Source organism: Rothia sp. L_38 (assembly GCF_050689125.1).
In the GTDB taxonomy this organism is placed as follows: domain Bacteria; phylum Actinomycetota; class Actinomycetes; order Actinomycetales; family Micrococcaceae; genus Rothia.
Map to the genome: position 1 here is coordinate 13,225 of NZ_JBOEQD010000019.1, position 18,093 is coordinate 31,317.

An 18,093-nucleotide genomic window follows, 5' to 3' on the forward strand; every position below is an offset into this window, starting at 1 on the left:
ATTTTGATTAGCTTCTTTCTAGTGTTTCTAGCAGAAGGCGAAGTCTTTCTTTCCCAGCTTCAGGAGAGTAGTTTTCGTACCAGCGCCAATAATTTGCTGTTAGCTGCGTCTTAGTAGCGTTTGTATTGGTCTGGTTTTGCTCAACTAACTCAGTAATCTTTGTGGCAAGTCCGACTACGCTACCTTGCGAAAAAACCCAGGGATAGTCAGGGCCCAGGATTTCTGGGAGCGCCCCGGCATCCGAAATAACAAGCGGCTGATAAGCACTCATAGCTTCGCTGGCTACCAGCCCGAAGGACTCTTCTACTTCAGAGGGAACTACAAGAATATCAACCTGTGAGAAGAGATCCTCTGGGGCAACCCACCCTAATGAGATTACGTCACTACCTAGTTCTGCAAGTGACCTATTAATCTGGTCTGAGCTCTTCTCATCGATGAATTTTGCTTCCCCACCAATAACAAGCTGAAAGTGGTATTTCCCCTCGGGTTCATTCAATGATTTTATGGCTTGTGCAAGAGTATGGGTTCCTTTGATGGGGGAAGGTCTTCCTAGAAAACCCAGGCGCACTATATTATCTGTCTGATCGTATACGCTTTTGCTTCGCGGCACCTCAGCCACCCAGTTTTCAAAGGCAACACTATTCTTGATGCGAGAGGCCATATATTGGCTTGGGACAAGAACTTTCTGGGCGCCCTGTCGTGCAAGGGTGAACGCCTGATGTTGAAGACCGATAGGGAGCTGGTGAAGGTGAACAATCCTATTTTTGTCACCGGCGGTTGCTAGTGCAGGTACAAGGCCGTTACACCACAACAATTTTTGTTTGTTGCGTGCGCGCCAGGCTCGCAATCCGAGCATATAGACTTTACGGTTGGCAGCGGGTATTGTGACGGTCGAAAATCCTTCATCTTGGGCTGCTTCGATAAGCTCTGCCGGCTGGGCAGGACCAATAACGGTAATTTTATGACCGAGTGAACGGGCAGCACGCGCTAGGTGAAGAAGCATAACCTCCCCTCCACCAATCTCACCATTATTGGAAGCTATATAGATATCCATAGCATTCACCTTATTTTACGAGTTTATAAGTTTTGGTGCAGGTTTCTTATTGCTACCTGAGTAATACAAAGAGCCATATAAATTACCTACAGCAGCTACCAGCATCGACAGTTCTCGCCTATTCAGTGTTCGATCCCGCGCAAGACGCTTGAAAATAGATGAAGTGATAACTGCAATTTTCTTGACACAGTATCCAAGTGAGTAGGAAGAGCCATCATACTGAGGGTACCGACGAGCCATCAGCACCCTACCTTTACCAAGTAGGAATTTTTTCTTAAGGGAGGTTTTTGAGTCGCTTGCACGGAAACGAATTAATGCACCATCAACATACTCGATAGGAAATCCTGCTTCTTGAACTCGCCAGGAGAAGTCAACATCCTCAAAACCATAACGAGGCAGAGCTTCGTCATAACCACCGATTTCAAAAAACAGTTCTCTGTTGATAGCGCAGTTTCCATTCCCCACATGGGGCAAGTAGCTAGTTCTAATTAACCCTCGGGGAAATAACGAAGGTAAATAATTCCCTTTTGAGTCATAGGATTCAATGCGCCCTCCCGCCAATACCATTGTGCCTTTTATACGCTCCACAAAAGATTGTAGCCAGCCTTCAGACACCTCATCATCAGCATCACAAAAAGCTATCACCTCACCTGTTGTTTGCTGAACCGCAAAATTTCTTACTGCAGGTATACCTTTAAGGTCAGGTTGAGAATAAATTTTGACAGGCACTGAGACATTAGGATTATGCTCCCAGTCTTTGAGCACTTGATCCGTATTATCTGTAGACCCGTTATTAACAACAACTATTTCATAGCTATAACTAGTAGACTGGTTAGCCACAGCATCAAGCTGTTTTCCCAGTAGGTCACCGCCATTTTTTACACAAATTACAATTGAGGCGTCCATAAAGAAAATCTTTCTACTTTATTATTTTATCGTACCCAAAAAGTTCAACAGACTGATTGGTATAACTCTCAATAATAGATACTCTAATCACATATCCCATACATATACCCCAGGGGAGAGTATAGAATACTTCCCCAAGCCTTAAGGCGCATATCAAAAGTGCGATGCCCACGCCCTGGGCGATAACCTGGTATACGGTCCAATCATTGTTGCTTAGCGGGCGTATAGCTACTAGCAAAGTAACCGCTACAATGCCAATAGCCCAAATCCATCCTCCTTCAACAAAGGCTGACCAATAGGAATTATGGAAAAACCAGGTACGATCTCCCGCCAAATCGTACACATAGGCTTCCCCGAGGCCTTGGCCGAAGAAACCCGTTTGCTGAACCTTTGCCCATGCCATTTCATCAATACGAGCGCGAAGAGCATCGGTACCTGTTCTGTCGCCGAAAACTGAAGCATCTGCAAAGTCTTCAGTAATAAACCCAATTGCCCACCAGAACACTGCAAGCAAAACTACCTTGGCAGCGGGGACCAGCCGTGGAGCAAGCAAAATCCATAAGTATGCGAAAAGAAGACCTGCAAGTGACGTACGTGATCCGGTTTCCCAAAGTAGGAGACATGAAATAATAAGCACTACAATCTGCTGCCAGCGTTTTGTTAAAGCAGTCATCACTAGCAGAGCAAATACTGCATGAACTAGTCCCGCATAGTTCTTATCCCCTAGATATCCTGTGAGATACCCACCATAATTATCCTGCGCAAGACCTGCAAAGAATAGTCCAGCATTAACAAGCAAGGCAGTAGAATACCCTAAAATAGCCGATCTTAGGTGTAGCTGCCCTACTGCTATAACGTAGACAAGCCCGGTGGTAGCAATAAGGCGCGACAATCGTCTCATCCAGTCAGCGGCATATTCGCTAGGATCAGCAAAGGCAGATACCACCGCGACATAAGTCAGGAGAAGCCCAAGAATCACAAAAAGTCTCGACCAGTTACCTAGCTCAAAGACCGGTTTACGGGTCAACGCATAACCGACAATCACAAATACCATCAGCTGGTTAAAGGGTAGGCCAACTCCCGGTACAGGCTGCCCGTAGATAAGCGAAGCAAAGAGCAAAAACTCTGGTAGCCGAATCTGCGAAGCCTGAACCTTAGCTTTTTCAGCCGCTTCTTGGGCAAGCTCCCCCATGGTTTTCTCGCCCACAGTCAGCTTGCCTTGCTCACTTACACCAACAAAAGCCATATCAGCCCGCCTTCCTATACAGGTCAACTATTTGCTGCCCCATATCTGCTGTGCTCACCCAGTTCAGGGGTTCGTGAGAAGACTCCTTAGCCTCCAGAATCTTCTGGGCAACTGCAGCAACAGCAGCCTTCCGATTCATTTGGTTCAATGAAGGTACCAGTTCAGAACCGTCAAGAATCTCTGGGTTACCGCCCACAGCGGTCGCAACAAGGTTCAGGCCTGCCGCCTTAGCATCAAGTAAGGTGTAGGAGCAGTTTTCCCAGACAGAAAGCTGCACCAGAACGTCCGCCCGGCCCATGGCCTCAATGGGGTCAACGAAGCCGGGAAAAGTCACGACTTCTTCAAGCCCTAGCTCAGCCACCTGACGCGTAAGAGCGTCCTTGAGTTCACCGGCTCCGGCAATCTCTAGGGTTGCGCCCGGTACCTGCTCGTGAACCCGAGCAAAAGCCTCAACCAAGATATCAAGCCCCTTCTCAGGTGCCAGGCGCGATAGGGACAGCACACGAAGTGCCCCCTCCCCCGCCTCCACCCGGTGCGAGGCAACGGCATCGAAGGTTTCAGCAACGTCAATCCCGTTATACACCACGTCAACACCGCGAGCGCCCCACTTCCGTCTCATCTGGTCAGCAGTTGAGCGTGATACAGCGATTTTCCCGTCGGTGCCCCACAGACGTACCCGGTGTACGGTTTCCATCAGACGTGAGCGCCAGGAAGCGCCGTGATAGACCGCATCGTCACCTGCAATACCGTGCTCTGTGGTGAACAGCGTTGGTATATAGGTTCCGCGGTGAACAAGTTTGCGGGCTTTCCGGAGGTTAACGGCAGCTGCCGCTACCACATCGGCATAGGCCAGGTGCGAGTGGACGATGGCCGGTTTAAGGTCATCGATGAGGGTATCTAACGTACGCAAGGACGCCGCAAACCCGGCGCCTGTGCCAAAGTCGGCTTCGCGCACGTCCGCCCCCAGCTCTTTAAGCCGCGCTGAAAGGGCACCTGCAGGGCAGAGAATCACGAGGTGATAGCCGGGTAGCCCGGCCTCAGCGAGGTCGCTGATATGCCGGGCTACACCGCCAAATTCGGGTACCGGAACGCAGTGCAGCGCTACCGGTAGGCTGGAATTTACAGCCACTTTTCGAGCCTATCGAGTGCGGTGAAGAAGCCTTCGCCGTTGTTGACGTGGCCCTGCCAGATTTCGGGAATAAAGGAGGACTTGGGGGTCAGCTCCCGCAGCTGCTTGCCGAGTGCGGCCCAGTCCACATCGCCTTCACCGACCTGTACGCCCTCGCCGTCCACGCCGATGCCGTCGACCAGGTGCAGGTGGATGGAGCGGGGGGCCAGCAGCTCAACGGCCTCAGAGAGAGGAATCTTGAGGAAGTTCGCCGCCAGCATGGTGTGGGAGATGTCCAGGCAGAGGGCGGTGTTGTAGGTGTCGGAGAAGTCAGCGGTGTCCTTGGGGTCAAGGAAGAGGTTGTGGTACTGCTGACCGCCCATGAGCCAGGGGTAGGGGGGCAAGGTCTGAGCCGCAATACGCACGCCCGAGGTATCGAGCTTGGCCAGTGCCTCGCCGATACGCTCGTACTTGTCGGCGCGGGCGGACGGTGCGATGTGGCCGTCCTTGGTGAAGCCACCCATGGTGACGACCATGACCGGGTCGTCGTCCACGGTGAAGTAGCGGGTCAGATCACGGGTGATGTCGATGGTGCGCTGGACCTCTGCGATGGAGCGTTCCCAGGTTTCCTGGTCGCGAGAGGCCAGGTCTACCAGGAAGTCACCGGCGAAGAGGTCGGGCAGGTGGGTGGTGAAGGACATGTCGAGCTTACGGTCAAAGACCTCATCGATATCGACTTCAAGATCCTTGTAGGAGAAGTGGAATTCCAGGAAGTCGGGCTCGGCGTCCTCAATCAGGGGCTTGTAGTCGTGGTAGCGGACGGGCAGGCCCCAGGGGCGGTCAAACTTGAAGTCGCGGCGGGTCACGAGGTCGTCCTTCAGGTCGCCCTCGAAGAAGAAGGTGCCTGCTTCAACTTCACGCTGCATGGTGCGGCCCAGAAGCTGGGGCAGGTAGTTGGGCTGTAGGCCGCGGCCGGGTGACTTGACCTCGACGTCCGCCTCGGTCACGACCTCACCCTTAGCGATGGTGCGGGTAGCAACCAGTGACTTAGCCAGGTTAACACGGTTCATGAGCTCACCGGTGGAGACCTCGCGGGGAGCTGAGGTACCGATAGATTCCTCTACCTCACGAATCTGCTGCACCATAGCCTTGAACTCGTCAGGCAGCAGGGAGACGGTGTGGTCGTTGCCTTCGAGGGTCTTATCGATGGTGAAGTGCTTTTCAATAATCTTGGCACCGCGGGCAACGGCTGCGATGGGCACGTGGTAGCCGCGTTCGTGGCCCGAGTAGCCCACCAGGCACTGGCCGATTTCAGCCAAGCGGTCCATGTAGGCCAGGTTGACGTCCTTGAAAGGAGCGGGGTAGGTGGACTGGCACTGCAGCAGGGCGTAGGAGGCGCCCAGGGAGCGCAGCAGGTTAACCGACTCGCGGATCTCTTCTTCGCGGCTCATACCGGTAGAGACCAGCATGGGCAGGCCGCGGGAGGCCATATCTCGCAGCAGTTCGTGGTTGGTCAGGTCGGCTGAAGCAACCTTGAGACCCTGAATACCGTAGTCGACCAGGGCCTGGACCGAGGGGCCGTCCCAGGGGGTGCACATGATGTCCATATCGTGCTGCTTGACGTGGTCAAAGACCTCGTACATCTGGTCAACGGTCAGGGAGAAGCGGGAGAGCAGATCGAGGGTATACTGCACACCCAGGTCTTCGCCGGCTGACTTTGAGCCCTTCTGGCGGTAGAGTGCGTCCATGTCGCGAAGCTGGAACTTAACGGCGTCCGCACCGGTATCAACCGCTAGGTCAACCAGGCGCTTAGCCAGGTCAACATCGCCCTGGTGGTTGTTGCCGATTTCGGCAATGATGAAGGAGGGTGAGTCTTCGGTGATTTCGGTGCGGCCGATACGCAGCACGTTCTGCTCGTCCATGGCGATAGCAACCAGGTGGCCGCGTTCGTCCACCAGCGGAAGGTGGCTAATGCCCTTGGCGAACTCGCCCTGTAGGTCTGCGGGCTCTGAACCGATGGGAGCGGTCTTAACGCCCTGGTTAGCTACCTCAAGGGCACTGGTCTCAAGAGATGCGGTGGGGTTGGCGATGAGCCAACGGCGGAAGTCACCATCTGACAGGGAGCCCTTAAGCACACCCGATTCGTTGACCAGGAAGATAATGCGCTGCCCGTTAGCAGAAATTTTCTGCAGGGCAGTGAGTACCGGGTCCTCAGAGAAAACGATGTAGGGGGTGATATTACGTTCGATAATCATGGTGTTTTAACCTTCGTTTTCTTCTGATGCGAGTGTGGTGAGCAGTTGGTGTTCTGCGACGGAGAAGTCAATGGGGGCGTCAATGTCTACGCCTTCGACCTCATCGAGCATAAAGAGCTCGATGTTGCCGCCCAGTCGGTTGTGCAGGGTTTCGTAGAGCTCCGTCTTGGTGATGTACATGGAGCCGTTTTCGCGGTAGCGGAAGGTCTCACGAGTGAGTTCCTGACGGCGGGGGCGAGCCATGACCTCATACTGGGCAGTGGGCGGCTCAGTGGCAGCCCAGATAAAGGGGCCGATGGGGATAACGCCCACCATGGAATCTGAGGCTGAGGCAGCGAACTGGCGGATAGCCCGGGCCAGGGTGCCAGGCAGACGGACGGGTGAGGTCGCTTGCAGGAGCATGACGGCGTCCGGACGTTTGCCCTCCGCTGTATAGAACTCGATAGCGTGCTCAATCACCGGTTCGGTGGCGGTGGTGTCTTCTGCCAGGTGGTTCGGGCGCATGAAGGGCACCTCTGCCCCGTACTGGCGGGCAATATCAGCTAGCTCCGCGTCATCGGTTGAGACCAACACGTCAACCAGGTGTTCGCCTTCCAGCTCGGCCTTTACGGCAAGGGCCTGTTCAATGGTCCAGGCGACGAGAGGCTTACCTGCGATGGGTTTGAGGTTCTTTCGGGGGATTCCCTTGGACCCGCCGCGAACGGGTATCACGCAGAGAATGCGCATGCTCTTTAGTTCTCCAATGATCGAGTGAGGTATTCAGCGATGTGCTGTGCTGGTTCCTGTGCTGGCATCTGAGGCGCCGGGGTAGGAGCGCTCCCCCACTGGTTCATACCGTAGCGTTCCCAAAACTCGGTAACCCAGGCGGGTGGGTTAGGGTGATATACCCAGGCGGGCACTCCGCGCAGTGCAGCTTCTAGCACACCGGTTGAGAATATTGACACAACCGGGTTATTCACCTGGTTGAGGGGCTGCTGGGAGCGGTCAATATCGATTCCTAGTTTACTCATAAGAGAGTGGGTTAAGCGGGAAAGTTTATCTTTCTCACTCGGATGCGGTCGGTATATAGCCTTGTGCTCGCGTGTGAACTTGATGCTCGCTCGTGCGAAAGACGCTCTGGGTAGCTCAGCCCCGTGCATTTGTCCCAGAAAAATAGGGGTTTCGGCGATTGCGCTGGGCGCTACCGGGGGCTTCTGAGCAGCCTCCCAGAAGAGCTGAGAACCGACTACGTCATAGGTGACGTCTTCTCTGCCTGATATCCAGAATTCAGCGTCTGCCTGACTGAACGCAAGAAGGTGGGTACCAGGAGCTAGCGGGGGTGCGTAAGGGGTATGTAGACCGTGCTGGACGGTGATGAAGCGAGCACCCGTACGTTGGGTGAATCGATAGGCTGCGGCACCCCAGGCCATATAGTGTCCCAGGGCAAGAACCTGCTGTACTTCTTCTAACGCAGCGTCAAGGTCGGCTTCATCCAGCGCGATAACCTGCCAGTTACCTTCAGGAAGGTGTTCGGTGACGTCTTCGGGTGCCCACACAGCATATGAACCTGGTACTAGCCAACGGGCAGGCCTTATCAGAGACCCCAGGGAGGTCGGCGACGTAGAGTCCAGAGCAAGCAGAATTTGCGGTTTATTACCGGGTACGTGAAGATACCCTGCCACAGAAGCAGGTGCGTCGGTGGAGGCATTACCCCCGCGAGCCCGAACGAAAATATTCTTGAGCGTGTTTTTTGCCCGACGGAGCAGATGGGCGTTAGCCTGCCACTTGCTCCATGCCTCGAGATCTGCGGGATAGATTAGACCCATAGGGTATCCATTTTCTGTGCGCGATGGAAGAAAGTATGTTCAGCCTGGCTGCGTTTAAGGCCGGCAGAGCGAATTGAGTCACTCCAGCTAGGGTCAGCGATAATACGCTGGCACAGTTCAATCAGCTCTTCGGTGCTCTGATAGAGGAGAACCTCAGAACCGACCTCGTAGAATTCCTCAACGTCAGGGCGGTCAATGAGCTGGAGTCCGTTCATGCCGGGCACCTCAAAAGTACGCATAGCCAGACCTGCCTGTAGGCCGTGGACATTGAGCGAGGCTGCCGCTGCAGCCTGTACGCGATAGGCTTCAGCCAGCGGGATATCACGTTCAGCTGGCAAATCGGGGCGTTTAAGCTCCCAGGTACGAAGGCGGTCAAAGGGGTGGTGTGACCAGGCCCGCCCGTACACGCGTACCGGAACACCGGCGTCCTTAAGAGCAAGCATCATCGTTTCGCGATTTTCGTAGCGGGAACCGACAAAGACGATTTCGGGGACGCGGGTTCGCGGGAAATCTGCCAGTTTGGGGTCGTAACCATTAGCAACGAAGTGAGCGTTAATACCTTCTGTTGCGAAAGCTTCAGCTTCAGATCGGGCGTAGCTGACAACCGTAGGGAGGCTGCGTAAGAAGTCCAGGGTATAACGGTGACGCTTAAGATCGTCGTACAGCCAGAGGATATAGGGGATTTTTCGATCGGTGACAGCCTGCCAGAAGTTATCGCCTAGTGTATCTGCCTTGATGACGATGAGTTTATCGGGGTTCACCTCTCGAAGAACCTGCAGGGCTTTGGCTGTAGCCGCTTTTTCAGCAGCTTTCTGCCCGTCAAAGCCAACTTTTGAGGGTAATTCGTAGAGAGCTTTATTGCGTAGCTTGTCCTTGACCGTATCGAAGGCATCGTAGCGATACACCGTTACGTCGTAGCCTAACTGGGTAAAACCATCTGCGATGGAATAGCAGTAGCCGTGAAAGGCAGGGCTGATGATGAGGAGTTTCTCTGCCATTTATCGTTTGCTTTCTGCTTTCTTGATATAGGTAAGTTCTTCACGGAGTGCCATCAGAGGGGTGACAGCCCGATTACGGAGTGCTCTGACTGAGTTGAAGAGGAAGTTAGCAACAGTTACAGCTTTCAGGGCCATAGCTAAATGCTTACCTTCATTCCATTTTGCGTTGTAGATAAAACGGGAATCGAGCACCCACTGACGCCGTTGAGCCGAGGCTCCGGATGAGCCTCCCCCTACGTGTTCTACAACTATATCGCCACGGAAGACCCGTTTGATTCCTTGAGCAGCTAGCCTGCGCTGCAGATCAATTTCTTCACTGTTCATGAAGAAACGTTCGTCCATTCCTCCCACGGAATTAAAATCTTCGCGTCGGAGCATCATGCAGGCTCCCATGAGCCAGTCTGGTTCTGCCCGATGTCCAGTGGTGCAAGCTAAATCGTGGCCGACCATCATATGCCAGAACCGGGTAGGGCGTAGGCGAGCCACTGGAGTAAACCATTCCCAGGCATGATGGCGAGTTTTAGGGAAAGCCCGACCAACCCACTGCGATTCGCCGTTGTAGCCAGTGATTTGCGGGCTCAGCATAACTCCTTGCCCCGCTCTACTAGCTTCTTCTTCTGCGGCAGAGAGCATATCGGCAAGAAAGTTAGGGGGGAGGGTTAGATCGCTGTTAAGGATAAGCACCCAGTCACCGGTTGATGCCGCAACACCGGTATTAACGTTAGCGCCAAACCCTCCGTTGGTATCACGACGGACGACGGTTACGCCCTCAATCTCGGGGAAGGGCTGAGGAGAGGCATCATCAGAAACCACAATTTCGATGGACAGCTCAGCACTCTGTGCCTTAACCTGCTCAACAAGATTTAAAGCATCAGTGGGGTCCCCGTAGAAAGGAATCAAAACTGACAAATGCGGCATATAAGCTCTTTCTCTTTCTTTGTACCAGGGACTAGCTGTATGGCATAACCCCGGTTCTAGCTTAAAAGTCCCTTACATCGTTCTGCTATTTTTCATAACCTGCTCGCAGATTTCTACCACAGCCTTACCCCACTTATCCCATGTAAGCCGTGCTGCTGAGTCCTCCCGAGCTGCGTGAGCAGCCTGCCGAAGCTCTTCATCGGTGAGATACCGAAGTAGATTGGCAATTTCTTCTACTGCGTTCTCCGGTGAAACAAGCCACCCCGTTTTTCCATCTTTAACAAGGGTAGGAATCCCACCTACGCAGGTGGAAATTACAGGTAAACCATGGTTCAAAGCATCCGTTACCACTACGCCTCCAGCGCTAGCCTCTGTGGGCTCTAACAGAGCATCGTGCGAGCTATACAGGGCTGAAAGATCTTCTTTAGACTGGCGGGGCAGATAGGTGACCCCCGCTATGGGAGTCTCTTCCGGGGCGCCGATAACCGTCAAGGTTAATTCGGGCCTGTGCGCATGGGCGAGAGCAAAGCTTTCTAGTGCTCGGTCTCCCCCCTTTCGCTTCCAATCGGAACCAATGAATAAAAGATTTATTCCAGGATTTCGCTGAGGTATGGTGGAGCTATCCGAAGGTAGAACCCCGGGGCCAAAAGGGGTAACAGCGATTTTTGATGATAAAATCTCCGTATCTCGGATAAGCTGCTCTGCCGACCACTCACTTGCAACACAATAGTAAGCAGATTTTTTTGCAACCAACTTATCCAGTACATGCCCCTGAAGTTGCGTTAAGGCTGATACTTTCTTTCCGATAAAGTAACCACGCACCATCGCTGCGAAGGATGAGTCTGTAACCTGAACAACCGGAATATGTGATGGAACCCCTAACGACTCTTTAGAAGCAGCAAGAGAGATAACCACATCAATCTTTTGCTCGTTACATAGCTTCCGTACGTATGAGGCTTTACGAAGTGTTGTCGCAAAGGCATCTGATGGCAAATAAACCGTATTAGATAGACCATATAGCTTAGCCAACATTCTATCTAAAACACTATCCGAAATAGCAGGAACCTGAAGAAGGACCACATTAGCCTGGGCTGAAAGAGCGTCTACAGCCGGGAGCACTGCCCCAGACCAAGAGGCAGGGTCATTCATATCCCAGGAAGATAAAATACCGATACGCACTCTTCAGTGGTGTCCTTCCATCATACGTAACGTTCAAATAGTCAAAAGCGTGTGATGCCTCCACACATTCTTTCGGAGACATCACACGCTATAGACACTGACAAACTATATTAGTTAGCGCGTCCGTCAAACAAGCTAGTCACAGAGCCCTCATCAAAGACTTCCTTGATAGCACGAGCCAGCAAGGGAGCAATTGATAGTACAGTCAGGTTGTCGAAAGTCTGTTCGAGCTTGAGCGGCAGGGTGTTGGTAACAACAACTTCGCTAGCCCCGCAGTTAGCAAGACGCTCAGCAGCGGGATCCGAGAAAACAGCATGGGTAGCTGCAATGATGACGTCCTTAGCACCGTTCTCCTTAAGCACACGTACTGCACCGGCGATAGTGCCACCGGTATCAATCATGTCGTCGATGAGCACGCAGGTACGCCCCTCGATGTCACCCACAACGGTCTTTGAAACAGCCTGATTGGGCACGTTGACATCGCGAGTCTTGTGGACGAAAGCCAGCGGGGCGCCGCCAAGGAGTTCAGCCCACTGCTCAGCAACGCGTACACGGCCGGTGTCGGGTGAAACCACGGTGACGTTATCGGTATCGACCTTGCTTGCTACGTACTCAGCAAGCAGGGGGATAGCCATCAGGTGGTCAACGGGGCCGTCGAAGAAACCCTGAATCTGAGCGGTGTGAAGGTCAACGCTCATCAGGCGGTGGGCACCGGCAGTCTTGTAGAGGTCTGAGATCAGGCGTGCTGAGATGGGTTCACGGCCCTTGTGCTTCTTGTCCTGGCGGGCGTAGGGGTAGAAGGGGGAGACCACGGTGATAGAACGAGCTGAAGCACGCTTGAGCGAGTCAATCATGATCAGCTGTTCCATGATGGCGTCGTTAATCGGTGCCGGGTGGGACTGGATTACGAAAGCGTCCTTCCCTCGCACTGAATCCTCGAAACGGACGTAGGTTTCCCCGTTGGCGAAGGTGTAGGCGGATGAAGGAAGAACTTCGTTCCCCAGTTCCGCTGCGATCTGTTCAGCGAGTTCGGGGTGGGCGCGGCCTGAGACCAGCGCCATCTTCTTTTCGCCTGGATTCGTAATCTCAGTCATTACTGCTATTCGCTTTCCTTAACTGAGCTGGCTGATTCCGCATCCAGTGCAGCCTGAGCTGCTTCTGCGGCTTCAGTACCGGCTCGCTTTTCAATGACCCAGCGTTCGATGTTGCGCTGAGGGGCTTCGTTAATTGCTAGGGCGCCTGCGGGGACGTCCTTGCGGATGACGGTTCCAGCTCCAGAATACGCGCCATCTCCGATATGTACGGGTGCGACATACATGTTGTCGGACCCCATTCGGACATTGTTCCCTACGGTGGAGCGATGTTTATTCACGCCGTCGTAGTTCACAAAGACTGATGCTGCGCCGATATTTGAGTTTTCGCCGATCGTCACGTCCCCCGCGTAAGAGAGGTGGGGCAGTTTTGAACCGGCGCCAATTTCGGCGTTCTTGGTTTCAACGAAGGTGCCAATCTTGCCCTTGGGGCCAAGCTTGGTACCGGGTCGCAGGTAAGCGAAGGGGCCAACGGTAGCGCCGTCAGCGATTTCTGAGTCAGAGCCCTCGGTGCGGGAGATAGTCGCATTCTCCCCTACCTTGACGTTGGTCAAAGTAGTGTCAGGACCGATGACAGAGCCGGTAGCAATGTGGGTGGTGCCGCGCAGGTGGGTACCGGGCAGGATAGTAACGTCGTTGTCGATGGTGACAGTAACATCAATCCAGGTGGATTCGGGGTCAACGATAGTAACACCTGCGACCATATGTGCATGAGTTAGACGGTCGTTGAGCTTACGTCCCAGCTGAGCTAGCTGGACACGGTCGTTAGCACCCTCAACTTCCCAGCGGTCTTCAATATCGAGAGCGCTGGTGCGGTAGCCGTCCTCGCGGGCAATGGAAAGGACGTCGGTGATGTACTTTTCGCCCTGGGCATTGTCGGTGGTGACGCGGGTCAGCGAGTCACGCAGAACCTTTGCATCAAAGGCATAAATACCGGAGTTGATCTCGGTGATAGCAAGCTGCTCGGGGGTGGCGTCTTTGGCTTCGACGATAGCGGTTACTTCGCCAGCTTCGTTGCGGACGATACGGCCGTAGGAACCGGGTTCATCGATGTGGGTTGTCAGAACGGTGACGGCGTTCTTGCCTTCTTCGTGGAAGGTAATGAGCTTGCGCAGGGTCTCGGTCTTCAACAGGGGAACGTCGCCGTAGGTCACCACAACGGTACCTTCGACTTCCCCTGATTCAGCGTCAAGACCCAGCAGACCGACTTCAACAGCGCGCCCGGTACCGGGAATTTCGTCCTGATCAACGATGGTGACGTCAGCATCGAAAGCAGTAACGTGGGCTGCCACCTTATCGCGCTGGTGGCGCACAACAACAGCCAGATTTTTAGGGTCAAGTTCACGAGCTACAGCTACCGCGTGTTCTACCATGGAGCGCCCGCCGATGGGGTGCATGACCTTGGGGGTAGAGGACTTCATGCGGGTTCCAGCTCCGGCAGCTAGAACGATAACAGCGGACGGAACTGAAGCAGTAGCAGTCACTAGTTGGTACTCCTTGAGCGAGTGAGACCCCTATGGTTTGCAGGTTGAGGGGGTGTTGAGCTCCGCCACAAGGACTCGAACCTTGAATAACGGCTCCAAAGGCCGCTGTGTTGCCAATTACACCATGGCGGATTACAGTCTGCGTTTCTTCTAGAGAAGCAGTACAGACGAATCTAGATATTACCAACTCTCACGCCCAGAACGAAACGTACCCGGGGTAGGTGTCGGCAAAACATTCATGGAGAAGCTATCAGGGCCCCAGCCAGGGAATAATTTTTGTGAGAGCTAACTCAATTTCTTCAACGGCTATACGGGCAGCTTCAGCCCCTTTGCGATAGGGGTCATCTATTTTATCCCCTCGTGCAGGAACCTCATCTAACTGATACATGAAGGTCACTGGATCCGCTCTGCGGCCTGCGGTTTCTCGCACTCTGGCCATCTGCTTAAGCAGGTGAATTTTAGCCCGGTATTGGGGCCACTCTCTCACTAGCCAGTTTAGGTGCTCTTTTTCCATGACTAGCACTAGGGCTGAGCTTTCGATGAGATCACCTGTGATTTGTTTTGCCTTATGATGTCTGAATTTGACTCCGCGGGAATCTAGCTCCTCATCAATAAACGGTGCGACGCCAGAACCTACCACAGCTCCTGTGCCGGCGCTGTCAAAAGTCCAGCTAGATTCAGTCCCTACGATTTGCTCTGCAATGTACTGGGCAGAGGCACTACGAGCAATATTGCCGGTGCAGACGAAAAGAATTTTTTTCTGTGGGTGGGTTTCTGCAGTCGGGGGTTCTCCCTCTTTCTTGCCCACCTGCCCTCTGCGGAGCGCCCCTACATTAAATTGCGCCATTTTTATGCGGTCTTTCCCTGCTTCGTCCTACTGTAACCGGCCTCTGTAAGAAGCTTTAACACCAAAGAGTTTTGGAGAACTCTTCTCTCCGTCCAAACTCAAAACTTTACTGCTTTTTTAGGTTCTATTCGTGCTTTTCGCCTGCAGGTGACAACCTAAATCGCTCGTTGTAGCCTAAAGAGATGGCACATCTACTTGGCGGCGAAGACCTGCATATTGAATTTCCCACCCGCACTATCTTTGAGGGCATCACTGTTGGCCTAAATGAGGGTGACCGTATCGGTATTGTGGGCCGTAACGGCGACGGTAAATCAACCCTGCTCTCCCTGCTCGGTGGGCGCCTTGAACCAGACTCCGGCAAGGTAACAGTGCGCTCTGGTACCCGTATCGGCTTTCTAGACCAGGCTGATGTGCTCGATGATTCACTCACTGTAGGCCAGGCTATTGTCGGTGATACACCCGAGTATGAGTGGGCTTCAGACGCTAAGATTCGCGATGTTATCTCGGGTCTGGTATCAGACCTAGATTGGAACGCACCCGTCTCCTCTCTCTCAGGCGGCCAGCGCCGCCGCGTAGCCCTTGCTGCGCTGCTAGCGGGTGACTGGGACGTCCTGATGCTCGACGAACCCACCAACCACCTCGATGTTGAAGCTATCACCTGGCTGGCCAACCATCTCAAAACCCGCTGGTCCAAGAACGCGGGTGGCCTATTAACCGTTACCCACGACCGCTGGTTCCTCGACGAAATTTGTACCGATACCTGGGAAGTTCACGACGGCATCGTAGAGCCCTTCGAGGGTGGGTACGCTGCTTACATTCTGCAGCGCGTTGAGCGTGACCGCCAGGCGGCTGCTACCGAAGCAAAACGCCAAAACCTCATGCGTAAGGAACTTGCCTGGCTACGCCGCGGCGCCCCCGCACGCACGTCCAAGCCCAAATTCCGCATCGACGCCGCTAACGCCCTCATTGCCGACGTACCACCGGTACGCAACAAGGTGGAGCTATCGCAGATGGCGGTGTCTCGCCTGGGTAAGGACGTCGTGGATATTGAGGACGTCGATGTCAGCTACCCCGGTGCCAGCGCGCCCGGTGCGACCAAGGACGTGCTCAAGAAGGTTACCTGGCGTATCGCACCGGGTGAGCGCACCGGCATCATGGGCGTCAACGGTGCCGGTAAATCAACCCTGCTAGGCCTTGTAACTGGTTCGGTAGAGCCTACCCACGGGCGGGTTAAGCACGGTAAGACTGTGAAGGTCGCTACGCTGACCCAGCAGCTCGATGAGCTACGCGAGGTCGAGAATGACCGGGTTTCAGATGTCATTGGGCGCAAGCGCACCTCTTATGTAGCTGGTGGTAAGGAGATGACCCCCGGGCAGCTTCTGGAACGTCTAGGTTTTACATCGGCTCAGCTATCTACCCCGGTTAAAGACCTGTCAGGTGGGCAGAAGCGCCGTCTTCAGCTTCTGCTGATTCTGTTGGATGAGCCCAATGTCCTTATCCTGGATGAACCCTCTAACGATCTCGATACCGATATGCTGGCGGCGATGGAGGACCTTCTCGATACCTGGCCCGGCACGCTCCTGGTGGTTTCGCACGACCGCTACCTGATGGAACGTGTCACCGACCAGCAGTACGCGCTCATCAACGGCACTTTTAGGCATCTGCCGGGCGGGGTTGATGAGTATTTGCAGCTTTCGGCGTCTGCAGCTGCCGCTCCGTCGACGAAGGCCGTTGATTCTTCGCCTCTCGGTAAACAGGACGCCAGTAGTAGCTCTGTAGCTAAGGCTAGCGGAGCTGAGGTACGCGCAGCTCAGAAGGAAATCAACCAGATTGACCGCAAGCTGGCTAAGCTGGCAGATCAAAAAGCCAAGCTGGATGAGAAGATGGCCAGCCACGATCCTTCAGATTATGAGGGTTTGGCGGCTCTCTCTGCCGAACAGCAGGGTATTCAGGCGGAAGTTGATGAGCTAGAACTGCGCTGGATGGAACTCAGCGAATTCTGTGAATAACGTTCTGGCTCAGGTATCGACACTTATCTAAGTCTATGAAAAAATAGCCCCGTGGACTACCAAATTATTTTTAAGCAGAAGATTCTTCATCCTCTTGGCCGAGCTCTGAGCTTTCCTGAAATCCAACATGCTTCGCCCCTAATCAATGGAGGCAACTTTCTTTACTACTGGATGTATGCCTACCACAGGGAGAAGCAAGGAACAAAGACTAAGGTGCAGGAACAAGAATCAATCCGTATGTGGTTTGATGAATTTCCTTGGCTAAATAAATACTCAGTCCGACCGACCCTCATTCACCGCCTCCTATCGACTTGGAATGGTTCTTCCCCCGATGTACTTGGTCGAGATTTCACTAAAACGCAGCTCCGAGAATTTTCTCTAGCTTTACTTGAGTCATCACCAAATTTCATGGATAAAGTTAAGCGATATCAGTCGTGGCTTGGAAAAGACACATGCGTGATTAATATTCGCCGAGGTGACTACTATATGCATCAGCACCTCATCGACCAGTACGGTCTAGACAATGAAAAATATGTGAAAGCTGCTCTAGCGCAAGTCTCGGATAAATTCACCCGTTTTTGTATCGTATCTGATGATATTGCTTGGTGCCAGGAATATATTGCTCCACTTGTCCAGGGAGAGATTTTCTATAACCGCAATCGGCAGGATTTATTTGATGATTTAGCATTACTCGTAGCAGCACCAGCACTTATTCTTGCAAATTCTACTTTTTCTTTCTGGGGAGGGCATCTTGGGGATTCGCTCAACCCAGAACGTTGCGTACTAGCGCCTCCATACCACTTCAGGAACTCAGACGGAAGCTACAACAGAGAACGTTTTGACGGTTCATGGATAGTCGTTGAAATTGATGATTAGATTGATACTACTACGAAATATAGCACTAGTCTAATAGCTGCAGTAAAATCCCTATGCAGAACTTCTCAAAAATTCTCTACTCCATAAAAACAGCATTAGTTAGAGACTCTTATGTACGATGCTAGTATCATCATTCCTGCTTATAATGCAGAAAAACTATTACACTCACTCTTGATTCTCTTTTCAACCAATACTCAGCCCAAATATCCAACGTGAGCTATACCCGCAATGTCAGTACTGCCTATATTAAATCAGAATACTTGCTTTTTGTGATACTGATTATGCAGCCAGTTACTACTAGGCGATACCGCTCTCAT

At 53.1% G+C, this 18,093-nt stretch carries 15 protein-coding genes and 1 tRNA gene; 2 read left to right on the forward strand and 14 right to left on the reverse strand.

The features are described from left to right. Window positions 1-7: 7 nt before the first annotated feature. The 14 genes from ACRCJM_RS11375 to ACRCJM_RS11440 all read right to left on the reverse strand — a co-directional run bounded on the left by ACRCJM_RS11375 (window position 8) and on the right by ACRCJM_RS11440 (window position 14,852). Window positions 8-1,054, reverse strand: a complete 1,047-nt coding sequence (locus tag ACRCJM_RS11375) for a glycosyltransferase family 4 protein (RefSeq protein WP_431464991.1) — start codon at window positions 1,052-1,054, stop codon at window positions 8-10. A 15-nt stretch (window positions 1,055-1,069) separates the two neighbouring features. Then, a complete protein-coding gene (locus tag ACRCJM_RS11380) occupies window positions 1,070-1,960 on the reverse strand; it encodes a glycosyltransferase family 2 protein (RefSeq protein WP_431464992.1) in 891 nt (296 codons plus the stop codon). 13 nt (window positions 1,961-1,973) lie between these two features. Further along, a complete protein-coding gene (locus ACRCJM_RS11385; RefSeq protein WP_431464993.1) occupies window positions 1,974-3,206 on the reverse strand; it encodes a hypothetical protein in 1,233 nt (410 codons plus the stop codon). Window position 3,207: 1 nt separating this feature from the next. After that, window positions 3,208-4,335, reverse strand: a complete 1,128-nt coding sequence (locus tag ACRCJM_RS11390) for a glycosyltransferase (protein WP_431464994.1) — start codon at window positions 4,333-4,335, stop codon at window positions 3,208-3,210. Next, window positions 4,326-6,569: an N-acetylneuraminate synthase family protein gene (locus ACRCJM_RS11395; RefSeq protein ID WP_431464995.1), complete on the reverse strand. Its 2,244-nt coding sequence runs from the start codon at window positions 6,567-6,569 to the stop codon at window positions 4,326-4,328. The genes ACRCJM_RS11390 and ACRCJM_RS11395 overlap by 10 nt, the downstream gene beginning before the upstream one ends. Before the next feature lie 6 nt (window positions 6,570-6,575). Next, window positions 6,576-7,295 carry a cytidylyltransferase domain-containing protein gene (locus ACRCJM_RS11400; protein ID WP_431464996.1) on the reverse strand — a complete coding sequence of 240 codons (720 nt, stop codon included), beginning with the start codon at window positions 7,293-7,295 and terminating at the stop codon, window positions 6,576-6,578. A gap of 5 nt (window positions 7,296-7,300) precedes the next feature. Next, window positions 7,301-8,104 (reverse strand): RNA-binding protein, encoded by an 804-nt coding sequence (locus ACRCJM_RS11405; RefSeq protein ID WP_431464997.1) that lies wholly within the window; start codon window positions 8,102-8,104, stop codon window positions 7,301-7,303. A gap of 260 nt (window positions 8,105-8,364) precedes the next feature. After that, complete coding sequence (locus tag ACRCJM_RS11410; RefSeq protein WP_431464998.1) at window positions 8,365-9,372, reverse strand: CgeB family protein; 1,008 nt, start codon at window positions 9,370-9,372, stop codon at window positions 8,365-8,367. Beyond that, window positions 9,373-10,290, reverse strand: coding sequence for a glycosyltransferase family 2 protein (locus tag ACRCJM_RS11415; protein WP_431464999.1), 918 nt, complete (start codon window positions 10,288-10,290; stop codon window positions 9,373-9,375). It abuts the gene before it with no gap. Window positions 10,291-10,362: 72 nt separating this feature from the next. Next, window positions 10,363-11,469: a glycosyltransferase family 4 protein gene (locus tag ACRCJM_RS11420; RefSeq protein WP_431465000.1), complete on the reverse strand. Its 1,107-nt coding sequence runs from the start codon at window positions 11,467-11,469 to the stop codon at window positions 10,363-10,365. Between the two features lie 110 nt (window positions 11,470-11,579). After that, window positions 11,580-12,563, reverse strand: coding sequence for a ribose-phosphate diphosphokinase (locus tag ACRCJM_RS11425; RefSeq protein ID WP_431465001.1), 984 nt, complete (start codon window positions 12,561-12,563; stop codon window positions 11,580-11,582). A gap of 5 nt (window positions 12,564-12,568) precedes the next feature. After that, a complete protein-coding gene (gene glmU / locus ACRCJM_RS11430) occupies window positions 12,569-14,044 on the reverse strand; it encodes a bifunctional UDP-N-acetylglucosamine diphosphorylase/glucosamine-1-phosphate N-acetyltransferase GlmU (protein ID WP_272879538.1) in 1,476 nt (491 codons plus the stop codon). Between the two features lie 60 nt (window positions 14,045-14,104). Beyond that, window positions 14,105-14,176: transfer RNA gene (locus tag ACRCJM_RS11435), tRNA-Gln, on the reverse strand. A 118-nt stretch (window positions 14,177-14,294) separates the two neighbouring features. Then, window positions 14,295-14,852, reverse strand: a complete 558-nt coding sequence (locus tag ACRCJM_RS11440) for a hypothetical protein (RefSeq protein WP_431465002.1) — start codon at window positions 14,850-14,852, stop codon at window positions 14,295-14,297. A gap of 221 nt (window positions 14,853-15,073) precedes the next feature. Here ACRCJM_RS11440 and ACRCJM_RS11445 point away from each other — a divergent pair, with 221 nt between their 5' ends. Continuing rightward, window positions 15,074-16,900, forward strand: coding sequence for an ABC-F family ATP-binding cassette domain-containing protein (locus ACRCJM_RS11445; RefSeq protein ID WP_431465003.1), 1,827 nt, complete (start codon window positions 15,074-15,076; stop codon window positions 16,898-16,900). 51 nt (window positions 16,901-16,951) lie between these two features. Then, window positions 16,952-17,776 carry an alpha-1,2-fucosyltransferase gene (locus tag ACRCJM_RS11450; protein WP_431465004.1) on the forward strand — a complete coding sequence of 275 codons (825 nt, stop codon included), beginning with the start codon at window positions 16,952-16,954 and terminating at the stop codon, window positions 17,774-17,776. The last annotated feature ends 317 nt before the right edge of the window (window positions 17,777-18,093 follow it).